Consider the following 17,252-nt stretch of genomic DNA (forward strand, 5'->3'; position numbering starts at 1 on the left):
TCGGCGTTAACAACTTGTTTACCATACCCGTGCGGAAATAATTGCCGCCTTGGTCCGCGGCGGTGGCACGATTCCCGCCGCGTCGAACAATGGGGAATGGGTGTGGGTGGATTTGGAGAGTTCCTGAAGACCCTGGGGCCAAGCCGGCTGGCGGCGATGGGCGCCGTGGCGATTGGCCTCATCGGCTTCTTCGTCTTCATCGTGCTCCGCTTCTCGGCGATCCAGCAGGTGCCGCTCTATACCGGTCTCAGCATGGCCGACTCGGCGGCCATCGTGCAGCAGCTCACCTCGTCCGGCACCGCCTTCACGCTGAAGGACAACGGCGGCACCATCCTGGTCGACGAGACCAAGCTCGACCAAACGCGCATGAGCCTCGCCCAGCAGGGCCTGCCGGCCGGCGACGGCGTCGGCTACGAGATCTTCGACAAGACCGACGCCCTCGGCACCACCTCCTTCGTGCAGTCGGTCAATGCCTTGCGCGCCCTCGAAGGCGAGCTGTCGCGCACCATCCGCACCATCCGCCAGGTCGACCAGGCGCGCGTCCATCTGGTGCTGCCGGAGAAGCAGCTGTTCCGCAAGGACGAGAAGAAGCCCACCGCCTCCATCGTGCTGAAGACGCGCGGCACCCTCGATCCCGGCCAGATCCGCGCCATCCAGCATCTCGTCGCCTCGGCCGTTCCCGGCCTCGACCCGTCGCGCATCTCGGTGATCGACGAGACCGGCCGCCTCTTGGCGCAGGGCAACGGCGACGAGAGCAGCGCCGCCTATCTCGCCACCAATGCCGACGAGCGCACCGCCGCCTACCAGAACCAGGTGGAAGCCCGCGTCCGCGACATCGTCGAGAGCGTGGTCGGCGCCGGCCGCGCCCGCGTGCGCGTCGCCGCCGAGCTGGATTTCAACCGCGTCGAGGAGACGCAGGACACCTTCGACCCCAACGGCCAGGTCGTCCGCTCCACCCAGACGCGCGAGGAGAAGTCGCTCAGCCAGGACAATCAGGGCAATCCGCCCGTCACCGCCGGCAATCAGATCCCCAACGCCAACCAGCAGTCCGGCGCCAACGCCTCGCAGACCTCCGACAACGCCCAGACCACCGAGGAGACCGTCAACTACGAGATCTCCAAGACCACCCGCACCCAGGTGACCGAGGTCGGCGGCGTCAAGCGCCTGTCGGTCGCCGTGCTGGTCGACGGCCGCTACGCGCCGGACAAGAGCGGCGTCATGACCTACGCGCCGCGGCCGCAGCCCGAGCTGGACCAGATCACCGCGCTGGTGCGCACCGCCATGGGCTACGACGAGAAGCGCGGCGACCAGTTGCAGGTGGTCAACCTCCAGTTCGCCGACGGCCCGCAGAATCCGGCCGACCTCGCGGCGGCGCCGGCCTCGATGTTCGACTTCTCGCGCGAAGACATCATGCGCTTCGCCGAGATGGGCGTGCTGATCCTGGTGACGCTCCTGGTGCTGCTGTTCGCCGTCCGGCCGCTGATCCGCCGCATCCTCGGCTCCGACATCGACGCCGAGACGCTGCCCGCCCTCACCTCCGCCCTCAGCGAGGCGGCCGCCGCCGGCCGTGGCGCGGTGACGGTGGTGCTCAATCCCGACGGCAAGCCGGTGGTGGTTGGCCCCGAAGGCGCCGCGCAGCCCACCGACCTGCCGGAGATCGCCCCCCCTCCGACACCCGCATCGAGAACGCCAAGGCGCAGGGCGCCATGCAGCTCGACCAGGTGCGCAAGGTCGGCGATCTCGTCGGCGGCAATCCCAACGAAGCGGCGATCATCATCCGCAACTGGCTGTCCGAGGTACCGGCGTAAATGTCCATTTCCCCGACCGCGATCGTCGCCAAGGGCAACGCGCTCACCATTTCCTCTGAGGGCGAAAGCCGCCTGCTTACCGGCGCCGAGAAGGCGGCCGTGATGATGCTGGCGCTCGGCGACCGCTACGGCACGCCGATCTGGAAGCTGCTCGACGAGATCGAGATCAAGCAGCTCTCGGTCGCCATGTCCAAGCTCGGCCCGATCACCCCCAGCATGCTCGACGACCTGATGATCGAGTTCGTGACGCGCGTCTCCTCCTCCGGCGCCCTCCTCGGCAACTACGACACCACCGAGCGCCTGCTGCTCTCCGTGCTGCCGCCGGAGAAGGTCAACGCCATCATGGACGAGATCCGCGGCCCGGCCGGCCGCAACATGTGGGAGAAGCTCTCCAACGTGCAGGAGACGGTGCTCGCCAACTATCTCAAGAACGAGTATCCGCAGACCGTCGCCGTCGTCCTCTCCAAGATCAGCTCCGACCACGCCGCCCGCGTGCTGTCCAAGCTGCCCGACGAGTTCGCCCTCGAGGTGGTCGACCGCATGCTGAAGATGGAGGCGGTGCAGAAGGACATCCTGGAGAAGGTCGAGCAGACGTTGCGCGTCGAGTTCATGTCCAACCTCACCAACACCCAGCGCCGCGATGCCCACGAGCTGATGGCCGAGATCTTCAACTCCTTCGACCGCAACACCGAGGCCAAGTTCATCTCCGCCCTCGAAGAGCACAACCGCGACGCCGCCGACCGCATCAAGGCGCTGATGTTCACCTTCGACGACCTCGGCAAGCTCGACGCCGGCGCCATCCAGACGCTCTTGCGGCAGGTGGAGAAGGACAAGCTGGCGCTGGCGCTGAAGGGCGCCAAGGAAGGCGTGCGCGACTTCTTCTTCGCCAACATGTCGGCCCGCGCCTCGGCCATGCTGAAGGAGGACATGGAGGCCATGGGCGCCGTGCGGCTGCGCGACGTCGACGACGCCCAGGCCGCGATGATCAACCTCGCCAAGGATCTCGCCGCCAAGGGCGAGATCATGATTTCCAAGAACAAGGGCGAAGACGAACTCGTCATGTGACGACCGTCCCCCGAGGAGTATCCGCTGATGGCGGCACCGGCCCGCTTCCTGTTTGACAACGATTTCTCGGCGCCCGCCAGCCGGGCCGACGCCGCGCCGGCCGTCGTGATGATCGCCGAGCCGCAGCATCTCGCGGCCATCGCCGCCGCCGAGGCGGCCGCCTACGAGCGCGGCCTCGCCGCCGGCCGGGAGACCGCCGAGGCGCAGGCCGCCGACCGCACGGCGCGCGAGGCGACGCGCCTCTCCGACGAGGCGCAGCGGCTCGCCAGCGCCGCCCAGTCGATCCTCGCCGTGCTCGACACCGAGCGCGCCCGCATCGAGGCCGACGCCATGCGCCTTGCCGAGGCGGTGGCCGTCAAGATCGCCGGCACGCTGGTCGAGCGGCAGCCGCGCGAGCGCATCCTCGGCCTGCTCGAAGACTGCTTCGCGCCGCTGCGCGCCGCGCCCCACCTCGTCATCCGCCTGTCCGACGCCGACGCCGGGCCGATCCAGGGCGAGTTGAAGCGCCTCGTCGCCGAGCGCGGCTTCGAGGGCCGCCTCGTCGTGCTCGGCGAGCCCGGCATGGCCCGCGGCGACTGCCGCATCGAATGGGCCGACGGCGGCATCGTGCTCGACCACGCCGCCGTCGTCGCCGGCATCGAGGCGGCGATCGCCCGCCACCTGCCGGCCACCGGGCCGGACGATCTCATTTCCCAAAGCGGAGACGCGTCATGACCGCCGCCGACGAACCCACCGGCATCGACCTCGAAAGCCACGTCGCCGAGCGCCGGCGCGGCGACGACGGCGAAGACCACGCCGTCGCCCGCTCGGCCGCCGAGCTTGAGGCGGTGTTCGACGTTCCCGTGCGCGTGTCGGCCATCCTCGGCCGCGCCCGCCTCGGCGTCAGCGACCTCCTCCAGCTCGCCCCCGGCTCCGTGCTGGAACTCGACCGCAAGGTCGGCGAAGCCATCGACATCTACGTCAACGACCGGCTCGTCGCCCGCGGCGAAGTGGTGCTGGTCGAAGACAAGCTCGGCGTGACGATGACCGAAATCGTCAAGGCCGAGCGCTGACCGGAGTTAGACCTATGCGCCTCCTGATCGTCGGCTCGCTCAACGGCCAGCTCACCGCCGCCACCCGCATCGCCATGGACAAGGGCGCCTCGGTGCTGCAGGCCGACACCATCGACACCGCGCTGAAGACGCTGCGCTCGGGGCGCGGCGCCGACCTGGTGATGATCGACGTGTCGCTGCCGGTGCAGCGGCTGATCGCCTCGCTCGAAGAGGAGCGCATCCACGTTCCCGTCGTCGCCTGCGGCATCGCCACCGACGCCAAGGCTGCCGTCGCCGCCATCCGGGCCGGCGCCAAGGAATACATCCCGCTGCCGCCCGACGCCGAGCTGATCGCCGCCGTGCTGGCCGCCGTCGCCGCCGACAGCCGCGACCTCGTGGTCCGCGACGAGGCGATGCAGGCGGTGCTGAGGCTCGCCGACCAGGTGGCGGCGAGCGAGGCGTCGATCCTGATCACCGGCGAGAGCGGCACCGGCAAGGAGGTGCTCGCCCGCTACGTCCACCGCAAGTCGGCGCGCGCCGACAAGCCCTTCGTCTCGGTCAACTGCGCCGCCATCCCCGAGAACCTCCTGGAATCGGAGCTGTTCGGCCACGAGAAGGGCGCCTTCACCGGCGCCGTCGCCCGCCGGGTCGGCAAGTTCGAGGAGGCCTCCGGCGGCACGCTGCTGCTCGACGAGATTTCCGAGATGGACGTCCGCCTGCAAGCCAAGCTGCTGCGCGCCATCCAGGAACGGGTGATCGACCGCGTCGGCGGCGGCAAGCCGGTGCCGGTCGACATCCGCATCGTCGCCACCTCCAACCGCAACCTCACCGACGCCGTCAAGGAAGGCCGCTTCCGCGAGGACCTGCTCTACCGCCTCAACGTCGTCAACCTGAAGATCCCCGCGCTGCGCGACCGGCCCGCCGACATCCTGGCGCTGGCCGAGCACTTCGGCCGCAAGTATGCCGAGATCAACGGCATGCCGGAGCGGCCGCTCGCCCCCGACGCCAAGCGCGAGCTGATCGCCGCCCGCTGGCCGGGCAACGTCCGCGAGCTGGAGAACACCATCCATCGCGCCGTGCTGCTGGCCACCGGCATCGAGATCGGCGTCGAGGCGATCCGCTCGCCGGACGGCGCCCGCATGGAAGGCGCCGTCGCCGTGCCGCGCGCCGCCGACCCGGTCGCCCGCGCCGCCCAGACCGCCGAGGCGGTGACGCGGGCGCTGGTCGGCCGCACCGTCGCCGAGGTGGAGCGCGACCTCATCCTCGACACGCTCGACCACTGCCTCGGCAACCGCACCCACGCCGCCCGCATCCTCGGTATCTCCATCCGCACGCTCCGCAACAAGCTCAACGAATACGAGGCCGAGGGCATCGACGTGCCCGACCCCGGCACCAGCCGCATCGCCACGGCGTGAGGAGACGTCACTGGAGTTCAGGATAGACCCGTTTCCGGCCGAGGCCGACATCGGGGCGCTCTGGCGCGCCGCCTGGGGCGGCCCGCTGCCGCCGCGCTTTGCGGATATCCTCGCTCGCAGCCTCGGACACGTGGGCGCCTATGACGGAGACAGGATCGTCGGCTTCGTCAACATCGCCTGGGACGGCGGCCTTCACGCCTTCATCCTCGATCCCTGCGTGCATCCGGATTTCCGCCGGCGGGGCATCGCCACCCGCCTGGTGAAGACGGCCGAAACACTCGCCCGGCAGCGCGGCGCGCATTGGCTGCACGTCGACTTCGAGCCCCACCTTACGGACTTCTATCGCCGCTGCGGCTTCCGCCCGACCGCCGCCGGGCTGATCGATCTCCGGCAAGATCAGGCGCAGTGAATCCGCCCGAGCCTCTCGTCAGGCCGACTTCTTGAGTTCGGCATTTTCCTTGTAGAGCGCCAGAAGCTGCTTGAACGGCCCGTCGACATAAGCCTGAAACGTCGGCAACTGCGCCGGCGCCGATCCGCTCTCCTTGGCGAAGCGGGCGATGATGTCGTCCGATTCTGTCATGTAGCTGTCGCCGAGGCGCAGCGTCGGATAGCTGACCTTGTCGAGATGAGGCTCCAGCTCCGCCCGCATGGCCTTCTCCTCCTCCGGCGAGCGGCTTTCGCGCAGGGTGACGGTGTCGAGGAGTCCGGCCTCGAGAAGATAAAGGCGCACCTTCAGGCAGAAGGGGCACTCATGCTTGACGAACAGGACAGGCTTTTCCGTACGTGTGGACATGGGGATCTCCAGTCGCGGTTTGGCCTGACGGAACCGTTTCGTCACCCGGATGTTCCAGCCGCCGCCGTCTGGGCGTTCGGACCGGGCGGCGCTTTTGAATTGGCGACCGCCGGCGGCCGTGCGGCGGCGGGCTTTTCGGACGCCATGAAATCCTCGATCGCCTTCAGATACTGCTTGGGATCCTGCAAATGGGCGGGATGGCCGACGTCCTTCAGCACGACGAGCCGGGCGCCCGGAATGACGTGGGCGATATGGGCGGCGTGCTCGGGGCGGATGACCGGATCATGGTCGCCGATGACGATCTCGGTGGGCACGCGGATCCTGGCGAGATCGCCGTCCGAATAGTTGGGCTCGGTCGCCCACAGCCGCTTGAACACCCGCTCGCGCGCCATCTGCCGGTCGCGCGCCCGCGCCGCCGGATCGGGCTGCGCCTCGCCGCCCGGCGACAGGCTGTCGGACAGCGGCGGCGGATCGATCTCGGGGATGGTCGTCAGGCCGGCCGGCGTGACGTTGGGCGCCTGCGCGAACAGCCCGTCGAGCAGCTTCGGATGGTGCATGGCGATGTCGATGCCGATGATGCCGCCGTCGCTCCAGCCGACCAGCGTCACCCTGTCGATCTTCAGCTTGGCGAGCAGCGCCACATAATCCTCGGCCATCCGGTGATAGGTCAGCCAGGCAAGGCCGTGCGTCGAGCGGCCTTGGCCGCGGCTGTCGGCGACGATCACCTCGTGCGCCCTGGCCAGCGCCGGCACCTCGAAGCTCCAGACGTCGCCGCTGGAAAGGCCGCCGTGGATCAGCAGGATGGGCGATCCCTTGCCCTCGCCGTAGACGGAATAGAACATGCTGATGCCGCGGATGTCGGCAAAGCCGCTCTCGTCGGCCGGCGGCATCGGCGGCGGCGCGGGAAACTGCTGCCACTTCGGCAGGGCGGCGGCCGACGCGGCGACGGCGATGCACAGCAGGCAGGCGGCACCCGGAAGGGAGCGGAAAATCGGCATCGGCGTGCCTCGCGGATTGGTACGGCAATTGTAACCGTGTACCGACGACAATGCCGCTCAAACAATCGTCATCGTCGGGCCGTCCCGGCCGGAACCGGGACGGCCCCTCTCCTCACCGTTTCGATGGCTTGTCCTTCAGGAGCGAGCGCACCGTCCGGCTGAAGGCGCGCTCGCGCTCGCGCCGCTCGGCGAGACTGGCCGAATTGAAGGCTTCCTCGCGTTGCAGCTTCTGCCAGCGCCGCAGCCGCATCTCGTCGATCTCGCCCGCCATGATCGCCGCCCGCACGGCGCAGCCGGGCTCCTCCTCATGCCGGCAGTCGCTGAAGCGGCAGCGAGCGGCAAGCGCCGCCAGATCGGAGAACACCTCGGCGATGCCCTCCGCCGCGTCGGCGAGCTGAAGCTCGCGCATGCCGGGCGTGTCGAGCACGGCATAGCCTTCCGGCAGCAGGTGGAGATGCCGGCCGGTGGTGGTGTGCCGGCCCCGGTCGTCGTCGGCCCGAACCGCGCCGGTCGCCGCCGCCGTCCGGCCGGCCAGGGCATTGACCAGCGTCGACTTGCCCACCCCCGACGAGCCGAGGAAGGCGACGGTGCGGCCGGGCTTGCACCAGGGGGCGAGCTTCTCCTTCGGCTCGGGACCGAGCGCATCGAGGACGACGGCCGGCACCGCCGCCGACACCGTCGTCGCGGCGGTGGCGAAGCGGTGGGCATCGTCGGCGAGGTCGGCCTTGGTCGCCACGATCACCGGCTCGACGCCGGCCTCGAAGGCCAGCGCCACGTAGCGTTCGAGCCGCGCCACGTTGAAGTCGCGGTTGCAGGAGGTGACGACGAACACGGTGTCGACGTTGGCGGCGATCAACTGCACCTGGCGGCCGGTGCCGGCCGCCCGCCGGTGGAACAGGCTCTTGCGGTCGAGCAGCCGGCTGGCGCCGGGCCGGGCGGCGTCATGCAGCAGCCAGTCTCCGACCGTGGCGTCGGCGCGCGGCGGCAGCGTCGCGCTGAAACCGTCGCCCTCGACGCAGAGGCCGCTGCGCTCGACGCTCATGACGCGCGCCGGCGGCATCCGGGCAAGTTCGTCGACGCTCACCTGCTGGGCGAAGAAGGCTTGCCAGCCGAGCCGTTCGAGCGAGGTCGGCGCGTATAGTCTCGGGCCGCCCGGAAGGGGCGGCAGAAAGCGGGAATAGTCCCGTGCCATTGCGGTAGGCTTTCCAATTTCGGCCGCGGGCAGGCGATGCCCCGGCGCGATGATGTCGGAATTGGAGAAAGCGCAAGCCTCCAGGCGCCCGCGCAACACCGGCGGGCGTCAACGGTGGAGCGATCTTGCGAGGGGAGGCACTCTGGCCTCCCCGCCTTACCGGGGCATAAAGCCTCCTGAGCTGAGGAATTGGGAAAATACCCGCCGGGCCGGGCGTTGTCAAAGCGCCGGCGACCTCCTCAGCCGGCCAGCCGGGCCGGCGGACCGTTGCTGCCGGCCGTCTCGCCGGTGGAACGGGCAAGCGTCCTCACGACGTCATCGAGATCGACCCGCCCGACAACGGCGCCGTTGCCGTCGGTGACGTCGGCGAACGACAGTCTGGCCTCGACGAGACGCAGCGCCGCATCGGCGAGCGGCAACGCGGCCGGCAGCCTGAGGGCGGCCGGCGCCCCGGATTCCGGCCTCGCCAGCGCCGACAGCTTGACGACGCGGCCGCGATTGACGTGCCGGACGAAGTCCTCGACATAGGCGGTGGCCGGCGACAGCACGATATCCTCCGGCCTGCCCTGCTGCACCAGTTCGCCGTCCTGCATGATGGCGACGCGGTCGCCGATCTTCAGCGCCTCGTCGAGGTCATGGGTGATGAAGACGACGGTCTTCCTGACCTCGGCCTGCAGGTCGAGCAGGATGGCCTGCATGTCCAGACGGATCAGCGGATCGAGCGCCGAGAAGGCTTCGTCCATCAACAGGATCGGCGCGTCGTTGGCGAGCGCCCGCGCCAGGCCCACCCGCTGCTGCATGCCGCCGGAGAGCTGGCTGGGATACTTGTCCTCGAAGCCGGCGAGACCGACGCGGTCGATCCAGCGCCGCGCCGTCTCCATCTGCGCCTCGCGGGGCACGCCGCGGATCTCCAGCCCGAACACCACGTTGCCGAGCACGGTGCGGTGCGGCAGCAGTGCGAACTTCTGGAACACCATGGCCGCGCTGGTCCGGCGGAAGGCGCGCAACTCGCTGGGGCTCAGCGCCCGCACGTCGGTGCCGCCGACGATCACCTCGCCGGCGGTCGGCTCGATCAGCCGGTTGATGTGACGGATCAGCGTCGACTTGCCCGAGCCCGACAGGCCCATGATCACCTGGATGTGGCCGGCCTCGATGTCGAGCGACACGTTGCTGAGGCCGAGCACGTGATTGTGCCGTTCGAGGAGTTCGGCCTTGTTCATGCCGCTGTCGCGGACGGCCTCGATGAAGCGATCGGGATACGGCCCGAACAGCTTGTAGACATTGCGGATTTCGATCGAGGTCCGGGACTCAGGCATGTTCGGCCTCGCGATGCTTCTGGAGCCGGCGGCCGAACGCCTGGCTGGTACGATCGAAGATGATGGCGATGCCGACGATGGCGAAGCCGTTGAACACGCCGAGCGTGAAATACTGGTTGGCGATCGCCTTCAGCACCGGCTGGCCGAGCCCCTGCACGCCGATCATCGAGGCGACCACCACCATGGACAGCGCCGCCATGATCGTCTGGTTGATGCCGGCCATGATGGTCGGCAGCGCCAGCGGCAGTTGCACCTTGCCGAGCTTCTGCCAGGCCGAGGCGCCGAAGGCGTCGGCGGCTTCCAGCACGTCCTTGTCGACAAGCCGGATGCCGAGGTTGGTGAGGCGGATGATCGGCGGCGCCGCGTAGATCACCACGGCGATCAGGCCGGGCACCTTGCCGATGCCGAGCAGCATCACCACGGGAATGAGATAGACGAAGCTCGGCATGGTCTGCATCACGTCGAGCACCGGCAGGAGGACGGCGCGCGCCCGCGCCGACCAGGCCATCAGGATGCCGAGGGGAATGCCGATCGCCACCGACATCAGCGTCGCCACGACGATCATCGCCAGCGTGCGCATGGTGTCTTCCCACATGCCGAAATAGCCGATTGCCATCAGGGCGACGACGGCGCCGGCGACGAGGCGCAGGCTGCGGCTGGCCAGATAGACGAGGCCGGCGATCACCAGCAGTACCACCGGCCAGGGCGTGGTCACCAGGAGCCGCTCGACGAAGATCAGGAACGACCGGAGCGGCAGGAAAAAGTCTTCGACGGTGGCGCCGAATTCGCGCGTGAAGGCGCGGAAGCCACCGTCGATGGCTTTCTTGAGAGCGGTGAGGGTGTCGGCTTCCATCACCGGAAAACCGTCGAAGAACGACATGCGCTCGATATCTCCTTGCGGGGTCGAATGCCGGTGGCGCCGCGCCTGGAAGCGGACGGCGGCCGATGCGAGGGAAAGGCGGGGCGCCGAAGGCGCCGCCGCGTCGCGGTCTCACCGGAATTCGGACTGTGCGGCAAAAGCGGAAGCCGGACGCCCGGCTTCCGGCGGATTCAGAGCGCCGCCTTGACCTTTTCGGCGACCTCGGCCGGGACCCACTTGGTCCAGATGTCGGCCTTTTCCTTGAGGAAGTAGCGTGCGCCCTCCTCGCCGGTCGCCTGATTGTCGGCCATCCAGGCCAGCATCTCGTTGACCGGATCGTTGGTCGGGAAGGACCGGGTCTTGATGTAGTCGTAGGCGGGGCCGGCTTCGTCGGCAAAGCGCTTGGTGACCACCGTGAACACCTCGGACTTCGCCCAGGCGTTCTTCTTGGGCGACGCGCAGTCGGCCACCGAGGTGCAGGAATTCCATTCCGCCTCGTCATAGGGCACGTCGAAGTCCAGCCGGACGAGGTGATACTTGCCGAGAATGGAGGTCGGCGCCCAGTAATAGCCGAGCCAGGGCTGCTTGCGCTCGTAGGCCTTGGCGATCGACCCGTCGAGGCCGGCGGCCGAACCGGTGTCGATCAGGCTGAAGCCCCGGTTCGCGGCGTCATAGGCCTTGAAGAAATTGCCGGTGGTGATCTGGCAGTTCCAGCCCGACGGGCAATTGTGGACGGCGCCCTTCGACGGATCCTCGGGATCGGGGAACAGGTCGGGATGCTTCAGCGCGTCGTCGATCGTCTTGATGTCGGGATGGGCCTCGGCGACATAATCGGGAATCCACCAGCCCTCGACGCCGCCCTCGCCGAGTGCCTCGACGGCATAGACGAGCTTGCCTTCGTCGACCGCCGCGTCGAGCGTTTCGCGCATGGCGTTGATCCAGGCTTCGGGCGCGATGTCGGGCTCGCCCTTCTCGGCCATCGAAGTCAAGGTCGGCTGGGTATCGCCGGGCACCAGGTCGACGTCGCAGCCGTAGCCGTTCTCGAGGATCGCCTTGTCCATCCAGGCGATGAGTTCGGCGGATTGCCAGTTCATGTTCGCGATGGTGACGCGTCCGCAGGTGCCGTCCGCCGCGAACGCCGGTACCAGGGAAGTCGACACTGCAACAAAAAACGTGGTCGCGAGAAGCTGTTTCATCATGATCTCCGGGCTTCGCGTTTCGGTCGTTGCGAATGATGAAACAGCCCACGACCCCGAACCTCCAGAAGCGGGGCGCCTTGCCGATGGAACTGGGCGTTCAGTCATTCGTCGACGCGCCCGCCACTGCCGAGCGCGCTCCGGCAGTATATAGATCGATATTCCCGAGGCAACCTCGTTTTTACTTCGTTAGAAGTCGCGAAGCCGATAGATTTATATTCCGTCGCACAAAAATTAACTTTATAAAACTTGATTTATACGTTTCAAGCAAAAGAAATAATGGTCATTTTGATTTTCAATAGGCCATTGGGCGAAAGATGGACTTTTCAAATCTCTCTTTCCACACTCCAGTTTCCGCCGGAGGCCAACCTGTTTGGAAATCGGCCGCTTTTCGGAACATGCCCTCAAAAGTTGTGAATGGCAGAAAACGCCCTCATAAGAAGATCGAACTATTCGGCGGGCGTTATTCTTCCAATTTCCGCCACTCATTTGCCGTGCCGCCGACACAATCCGCACCGGCGACAACGTCACGCCGAAGCGGCATGCCTCAGGGGACATCGCCTCCCGCGTTAACCACCCGTTAACCATGCGGTCGGCAAATTCTGCCGGGTGGCGCAATGCGCGTCGCGGCGACGAACCGGGGACGACCTCCTTGAGCGACATCACTTCAGAGCCGTCCGCGGCATCGCCCTCGCTGCCCTTCGGCCTCAGTGTACCGACGCGCGCCGACATCCGCTCGACGATCTTCCGCGGCGACATCGGCCTCGCCGTCGGCATCATGCTGATCATGGTCATCCTGATCCTGCCGATGCCGGCGATGCTGCTCGACTTCATGCTGGCGGTGTCGATCATCTTCTCGGTGCTGATCATGATGACGGCGCTGTTCATCCAGACGCCGCTGGAGTTCACCGCCTTCCCGACCATCCTCCTGATCTCGACGATGCTGCGACTGGCGCTCAACCTCGCCTCGACGCGCCTCATCCTCAGCCACGGCCACGAGGGAACCGACGCCGCCGGCCACGTCATCGAGGCCTTCGGCGGCTTCGTGATGGGCGGCAACTTCGTCATCGGCATCATCGTCTTCGGCATCCTGATCATCGTCAACTTCGTGGTCATCACCAAGGGTTCGGGCCGCATCGCCGAGGTGGCCGCCCGCTTCACCCTCGACGCCATGCCGGGCAAGCAGATGGCCATCGACGCCGACCTGTCCTCCGGCCTGATCAAGGAGGACGAGGCGAGAAAGCGGCGCAAGGACCTCGAAGCGGAAAGCGCCTTCTTCGGCGCCATGGACGGCGCCTCCAAGTTCGTGCGCGGCGACGCCATCGCCGCCCTGCTGATCACCTTCATCAACGTCATCGGCGGCATCATCATCGGCACCATGCAGATGGGCATCACGCTCGCCGAAGCCGGCCATTCCTACACGGTGCTCACCGTCGGCGACGGCCTGGTCAGTCAGATTCCGGCGCTGATCGTCTCCACCGCCGCCGGCCTCCTGGTGTCGAAGGCGGGCGTCTCCGGCTCGGCCGACAAGGCGCTCAGCGGCCAGCTCACCGGCTATCCGGCCGCTCTCGGCCTCTCGGCCACCGTCATGGGGCTGTTGTCGCTGCTGCCCGGCCTGCCCTTCCTGCCGTTCGCCACACTCGGCGCCGGCGCCGGCGGCCTCGCCGTCTGGGCCAAGCGCGAGAACGCCAAGCGGAAGATCGCCGCCGTCGTGGCCCAGGCGGAAGCCGACGCGCCGCCCCCGCCGCCGGCCGAGGAGCCGATCGCCACCGCCCTCAAGATGGACGACCTGCGCGTCGAACTCGGCTACGGCCTGTTGCCGCTGATCAACGACAACGGCAAGGGCGGCGAGAAGCTGTCCGACCAGATCAAGGCGCTGCGCCGCCAGATCGCCGCCGACCTCGGCTACATCATGCCGCCGGTGCGCCTGCTCGACAACGTGCAGCTCGGCGCCAACGAATACGTGATCAAGATCAAGGAGGTGGATGCTGGCAAGGGCACGCTGTTCCCCGGCCAGTACATGGTCATGGACCCGATGGGTGGCAAAGTCACCATTCCCGGCACCCAGACCACCGAACCCACCTTCGGCCTGCCGGCCACCTGGGTCGATGGCCGGCTGCGCGAGGAGGCGGCGATCCGCGGCTACACCGTCGTCGATCCGGCCACCGTGCTCTCGACGCATCTTTCGGAAACGCTGAAGACCAACGTCTCCGAGCTGCTGTCCTACGCCGACGTCAAGAAGCTGTTGTCCGAGGTGCCGTCCGACCAGGCCAAGCTGATCGACGAGATCGTGCCGAGCCAGATCACCGTCTCCGGCATCCAGCGCATCCTGCAACTCCTCCTGTCCGAGCGCGTATCGATCCGCGACCTCGGCACCATCCTCGAGGGCATTGCCGAGGGCCTGTCCATCTCGCGTTCGACCCAGACCATCGCCGAGCACGTCCGCGCCCGCCTCGCCCGCCAGATCTGCGCCGCCAACATGGCGCCCGGCGGCTACCTGCCGCTGATCAGCCTGTCGCCGGCCTGGGAGCAGGCGTTCATCGAGAGCGTGGTCGGCGAGGGCGAAGACCGGCGTCTGGCCATGGCGCCCAGCCGGTTGCAGGAATTCGTCGCTGCCGTCCGCGACCAGTTCGAGGAAGCGGCCAAGAAGGGTGAGTTGCCGGTGCTGATGACCAGCCCGATGAATCGGCCCTTCGTCCGCTCCATCGTCGAACGCTTCCGCGCCCATACCACGGTGATGAGCCAGGCCGAGGTGCACCCGAAGGTGCGCCTGAAGACGGTGAGCGCCATCTGAGACAGCGGTTAACGTAAACCGGCGCTTAAGCCCTCGGCGCTAATCTTGGCGCCATGAGGCCATTTCGTATCGCGTCCGGTCTTCTTTCCCTGGTGCTGTCCGCCGCTCTGGCGGGCTGCGGCTTCTTCGAATCCGAGGAGCGCGAGCCCTGGCGCGCCCAGGCGGAAGCCGCCTGCTACGCCCGCAACCTCGTCAAGCTGTCGCCGCTGATCCAGCCGGCCAGGGCCGTCGAGGGCAAGGGCATCTGCGGCATCGACCGGCCGCTCAAGGTGAAGGCGCTTGAGGACGGCACCATCAGCCTCGGCTCGCGCTCGCTGGTGCTGTCCTGCCCGATGACGGCGGCGCTCGAACGCTGGGTGGCCGAGAGCGTCATGCCGGCGGCGCTGTCCCGCTACGGCCTGCCGGTGGTCGAGATCAGGAATTTCGGCACCTACAACTGCCGGTCGCGCAACAATGTCGCCGGCGCCCGCCTCTCCGAGCACGCCTTCGCCAACGCCTTCGATTTTGCCGGCGTCGTGCTGTCCAACGGCTACACCGTCACCGTCAAGAAGGGCTGGTACGGCAACGCCACCGACCGCGCCTTCCTGCGCGAGGTGGCGCGCGGCGCCTGCGGCGCCTTCACCACCGTGCTCGGCCCCGGCGCCGACCGCTCGCACGACGACCACCTGCACCTCGACCTCGCCCGGCACAACAACGCCGGCACCTATCGCTATTGCAAGCCGCATCCGGACGTGCCGCCGCGCGGCGCGCCGATGTTCACGCCCGACCAGAACCTGCCGATGGCCAGCAACCTGCCGGCCAATCCGGTGTGGCCGGCCGCCCAGCCGGCGCCCGCCCCGACCTACGCCGCCGGCACTCCGGGCTTCGATGCGCCGCTGCCGCCGGCGCCGGTCGGCAACCCGGCCTACCAGACGGCGCAACCCGTCTATCAGCCGCCGCAACCCGTCTACCAGCCGGCGCCGGTCGTCCAGCCGGCCAACTGCCCGCCCGGCTACATCTGCACGCCGGTCGGACAGGGCGACTACGTACCGCCGCCCACCGGCGCCGGCAACATCGGCTGGAGCGTCGGCGCCCAACCCGTCCAGGGCTACGCGCCGACCGACATCACCGGCTCCATCGCGCCCTACTCGGACGATTGAGCCGCCTGGGCGCGTCTTGAGGCATCATGATCCATCATGACACGATGCCCCTCCGGACAGAGGCGCGCCCTGGCGCCCCAAACCCGTGACAAACTCGCGCTGCTGTCCGGGACGCCGAGTGACTGAATGACTCCCCGAGTTCATCCCTTCGTCTTACGCAGTTTCCCGATCAAATTTTGCTGACCTGGGCCGTTCGGGCTGGCCTTGCCGGCTCTGAACCGCTACAAGACACCTCTAGGCAGGCCGTGAGTTTCATCTCGCGCGTCCCGGCATTCTCCGGGTCCTGCACCCAGCATTTAGGTTCCGCCATGCAGACCTCGACCGGCCAGCCGGTTCGCCAGGGTCCCGGCTTTGCCGAGACCGTCGCCCTCATCGCCGCCCTGATGGGCCTGACGGCGCTCGCCATCGACACCATGCTGCCGGCCCTGCCGGCCATCGGCGCCAGCTACGCGCTGGCCGACGCCAACGAGTTGCAGCTCGTCGTCTACGCCTACATGATCGGCTTCGGCGTCGCCCAGGTGATCTACGGGCCGCTGTCGGACGTCTACGGCCGCCGGCCGCTGGTCATCATCGGCCTCGCCATCCTGATCGTCGGCGCCATCGTCTCGGCGCTCGCCTCCGACTTCGACCACCTCCTAGCCGCCCGCGTCCTGCAGGGCATTGGCGCCGCCGCGGCGCGCGTCATCGCCATTTCCATCGTGCGCGACCGCTATGCCGGCCGCGAGATGGCCCGCGTCATGAGCTTCACCATGATGGTGTTCATGATCGTGCCGGTGCTGGCGCCTACCTTCGGCGGCCTGCTGCTGGCCGCCGCCGGCTGGCGGTCGATCTTCGCCACCATGGCCGCCCTGTCGATCGCCGTTGGCCTGTGGTTCTACGTCCGCATGCCCGAGACGCTGCATCCGGAGTTCCGTCGCTCCCTGTCGGTGCGGTCGATCCTCGAGGCGGCGCGCATCTGCGTCACCAACCGCGAGGCGGTCGGCTATTCGCTGGCGATCGGCCTGCTGTTCGCCATGCTGATGGGCTTCATCGGCTCGGCCGAGCAGATCCTCGGCTCGGACGGCTATCACCTCGGCACGCTGTTCCCGCTGGCTTTCGCCTCGGTGGCGATCACCGGCGGCGTCGCCGCCTTCGTCAACAGCCGCCTGGTGCGCGCCTGGGGCATGCACCGCCTGTCGCACGGCGGCCACATCATCCATTTCGCGCTGACGATCGTCTTCTTCACCGTCGCCCATGCCTGGAACGGCCTGCCGCCGCTCTGGCTGTTCATGGCGCTGATGGTGATGATGCAGTTCTTCTTCTCGATCGCCATCTCCAACTACAACGCCCTGGCCCTCGACCCGCTCGGCGAGGTGGCAGGTACCGCCTCCTCGCTGATCGGCGCCTTCACCACGCTGGTCGGCACGATCGGCGGCGCGCTGATCGGCCAGTCCTTCGACGGCACGGTGGTGCCGCTCTCCGCCGGCTTCCTCGCCGCCTCCGGCGTGACGCTGCTGATCGTCGTCTGGACCGAGCGCGGCCGGCTGTTCCAGCCGCATCACCAGGGCGCGGTGCCGGCCGTCGCCGAATGACGACGACAATCGCCTGAGGGCGACAGACAGCAACCCGGAGCGAAACGGCCTCGGGCCGTCCGCACCGCACGCTAC

Annotated in this window: 15 protein-coding genes; 9 read left to right on the plus strand and 6 right to left on the minus strand. The window is 68.0% G+C overall.

Annotated elements, in window-relative coordinates; translation table 11 throughout:
* Positions 1-102 precede the first annotated feature (102 nt).
* From fliF to H512_RS0114320, 6 genes are read left to right on the plus strand one after another with little or no spacing between them, the layout of a single operon-like run.
* Complete coding sequence (fliF, locus tag H512_RS26380; protein ID WP_245585417.1) at positions 103-1,911, plus strand: flagellar basal-body MS-ring/collar protein FliF; 1,809 nt, start codon at positions 103-105, stop codon at positions 1,909-1,911.
* Positions 1,809-2,873 carry a flagellar motor switch protein FliG gene (gene fliG / locus H512_RS0114300; protein WP_053239894.1) on the plus strand — a complete coding sequence of 355 codons (1,065 nt, stop codon included), beginning with the start codon at positions 1,809-1,811 and terminating at the stop codon, positions 2,871-2,873. The genes fliF and fliG overlap by 103 nt, the downstream gene beginning before the upstream one ends.
* A gap of 27 nt (positions 2,874-2,900) precedes the next feature.
* The gene (locus H512_RS24125; RefSeq protein ID WP_053239895.1) at positions 2,901-3,587 is read left to right on the plus strand and encodes a FliH/SctL family protein; all 687 of its coding nucleotides are present in this window, start codon (positions 2,901-2,903) and stop codon (positions 3,585-3,587) included.
* On the plus strand, positions 3,584-3,925 hold the full coding sequence (fliN, locus tag H512_RS0114310) for a flagellar motor switch protein FliN (RefSeq protein WP_026784037.1): 342 nt from the start codon (positions 3,584-3,586) through the stop codon (positions 3,923-3,925). Before H512_RS24125 ends, fliN begins: the two co-directional genes overlap by 4 nt.
* A 14-nt stretch (positions 3,926-3,939) precedes the next feature.
* A complete protein-coding gene (flbD, locus tag H512_RS0114315) occupies positions 3,940-5,319 on the plus strand; it encodes a sigma-54-dependent transcriptional regulator FlbD (RefSeq protein ID WP_026784038.1) in 1,380 nt (459 codons plus the stop codon).
* Positions 5,320-5,329: 10 nt separating this feature from the next.
* A complete protein-coding gene (locus H512_RS0114320; protein ID WP_026784039.1) occupies positions 5,330-5,728 on the plus strand; it encodes a GNAT family N-acetyltransferase in 399 nt (132 codons plus the stop codon).
* Positions 5,729-5,746: 18 nt separating this feature from the next.
* On the opposite strand, the gene H512_RS0114325 is transcribed toward H512_RS0114320, so the two are convergent.
* From H512_RS0114325 to H512_RS0114350, 6 genes are all read right to left on the minus strand, one after another.
* Complete coding sequence (locus H512_RS0114325) at positions 5,747-6,112, minus strand: glutathione S-transferase N-terminal domain-containing protein (RefSeq protein WP_026784040.1); 366 nt, start codon at positions 6,110-6,112, stop codon at positions 5,747-5,749.
* A gap of 41 nt (positions 6,113-6,153) precedes the next feature.
* Positions 6,154-7,110: an alpha/beta fold hydrolase gene (locus H512_RS0114330; RefSeq protein WP_245585418.1), complete on the minus strand. Its 957-nt coding sequence runs from the start codon at positions 7,108-7,110 to the stop codon at positions 6,154-6,156.
* Positions 7,111-7,222: 112 nt separating this feature from the next.
* Positions 7,223-8,302, minus strand: coding sequence for a ribosome small subunit-dependent GTPase A (rsgA, locus tag H512_RS0114335; RefSeq protein WP_026784042.1), 1,080 nt, complete (start codon positions 8,300-8,302; stop codon positions 7,223-7,225).
* A 239-nt stretch (positions 8,303-8,541) separates the two neighbouring features.
* Complete coding sequence (locus H512_RS24130) at positions 8,542-9,618, minus strand: quaternary amine ABC transporter ATP-binding protein (protein WP_053239896.1); 1,077 nt, start codon at positions 9,616-9,618, stop codon at positions 8,542-8,544.
* A complete protein-coding gene (locus tag H512_RS0114345; protein ID WP_026784043.1) occupies positions 9,611-10,498 on the minus strand; it encodes an ABC transporter permease in 888 nt (295 codons plus the stop codon). The genes H512_RS24130 and H512_RS0114345 overlap by 8 nt, the downstream gene beginning before the upstream one ends.
* 170 nt (positions 10,499-10,668) lie before the next feature.
* A complete protein-coding gene (locus tag H512_RS0114350; RefSeq protein ID WP_026784044.1) occupies positions 10,669-11,673 on the minus strand; it encodes an ABC transporter substrate-binding protein in 1,005 nt (334 codons plus the stop codon).
* A gap of 652 nt (positions 11,674-12,325) precedes the next feature.
* Between H512_RS0114350 and flhA the strand changes: the two genes are divergently transcribed.
* From flhA to H512_RS24140, 3 genes are all read left to right on the plus strand, one after another.
* Entirely contained in the window at positions 12,326-14,467 is a 2,142-nt protein-coding gene (gene flhA, locus H512_RS0114355) for a flagellar biosynthesis protein FlhA (RefSeq protein WP_425414180.1), read from the plus strand.
* Positions 14,468-14,520: 53 nt separating this feature from the next.
* The gene (locus tag H512_RS25855) at positions 14,521-15,606 is read left to right on the plus strand and encodes an extensin-like domain-containing protein (protein WP_084798500.1); all 1,086 of its coding nucleotides are present in this window, start codon (positions 14,521-14,523) and stop codon (positions 15,604-15,606) included.
* A gap of 308 nt (positions 15,607-15,914) precedes the next feature.
* Positions 15,915-17,177: a multidrug effflux MFS transporter gene (locus H512_RS24140; protein ID WP_036791864.1), complete on the plus strand. Its 1,263-nt coding sequence runs from the start codon at positions 15,915-15,917 to the stop codon at positions 17,175-17,177.
* The last annotated feature ends 75 nt before the right edge of the window (positions 17,178-17,252 follow it).

The organism is Pleomorphomonas koreensis DSM 23070 (assembly GCF_000425185.1).
In the GTDB taxonomy this organism is placed as follows: Bacteria; Pseudomonadota; Alphaproteobacteria; order Rhizobiales; family Pleomorphomonadaceae; genus Pleomorphomonas; species Pleomorphomonas koreensis.

Excerpts from the sequence above, each read along its gene's own strand:
- fliG (WP_053239894.1), top strand. The coding sequence starts at position 1,809 with ATGTCCATTTCCCCGACCGCGATCGTCGCCAAGGGCAACGCGCTCACC.
- H512_RS24125 (WP_053239895.1), top strand. The coding sequence starts at position 2,901 with ATGGCGGCACCGGCCCGCTTCCTGTTTGACAACGATTTCTCGGCGCCC.
- fliN (WP_026784037.1), top strand. The coding sequence starts at position 3,584 with ATGACCGCCGCCGACGAACCCACCGGCATCGACCTCGAAAGCCACGTC.
- flbD (WP_026784038.1), top strand. The coding sequence starts at position 3,940 with ATGCGCCTCCTGATCGTCGGCTCGCTCAACGGCCAGCTCACCGCCGCC.
- H512_RS0114325 (WP_026784040.1), bottom strand. The coding sequence starts at position 6,112 with ATGTCCACACGTACGGAAAAGCCTGTCCTGTTCGTCAAGCATGAGTGC.
- H512_RS0114330 (WP_245585418.1), bottom strand. The coding sequence starts at position 7,110 with ATGCCGATTTTCCGCTCCCTTCCGGGTGCCGCCTGCCTGCTGTGCATC.
- rsgA (WP_026784042.1), bottom strand. The coding sequence starts at position 8,302 with ATGGCACGGGACTATTCCCGCTTTCTGCCGCCCCTTCCGGGCGGCCCG.
- H512_RS24130 (WP_053239896.1), bottom strand. The coding sequence starts at position 9,618 with ATGCCTGAGTCCCGGACCTCGATCGAAATCCGCAATGTCTACAAGCTG.
- H512_RS0114345 (WP_026784043.1), bottom strand. The coding sequence starts at position 10,498 with ATGTCGTTCTTCGACGGTTTTCCGGTGATGGAAGCCGACACCCTCACC.
- H512_RS0114350 (WP_026784044.1), bottom strand. The coding sequence starts at position 11,673 with ATGAAACAGCTTCTCGCGACCACGTTTTTTGTTGCAGTGTCGACTTCC.
- H512_RS25855 (WP_084798500.1), top strand. The coding sequence starts at position 14,521 with ATGAGGCCATTTCGTATCGCGTCCGGTCTTCTTTCCCTGGTGCTGTCC.
- H512_RS24140 (WP_036791864.1), top strand. The coding sequence starts at position 15,915 with ATGCAGACCTCGACCGGCCAGCCGGTTCGCCAGGGTCCCGGCTTTGCC.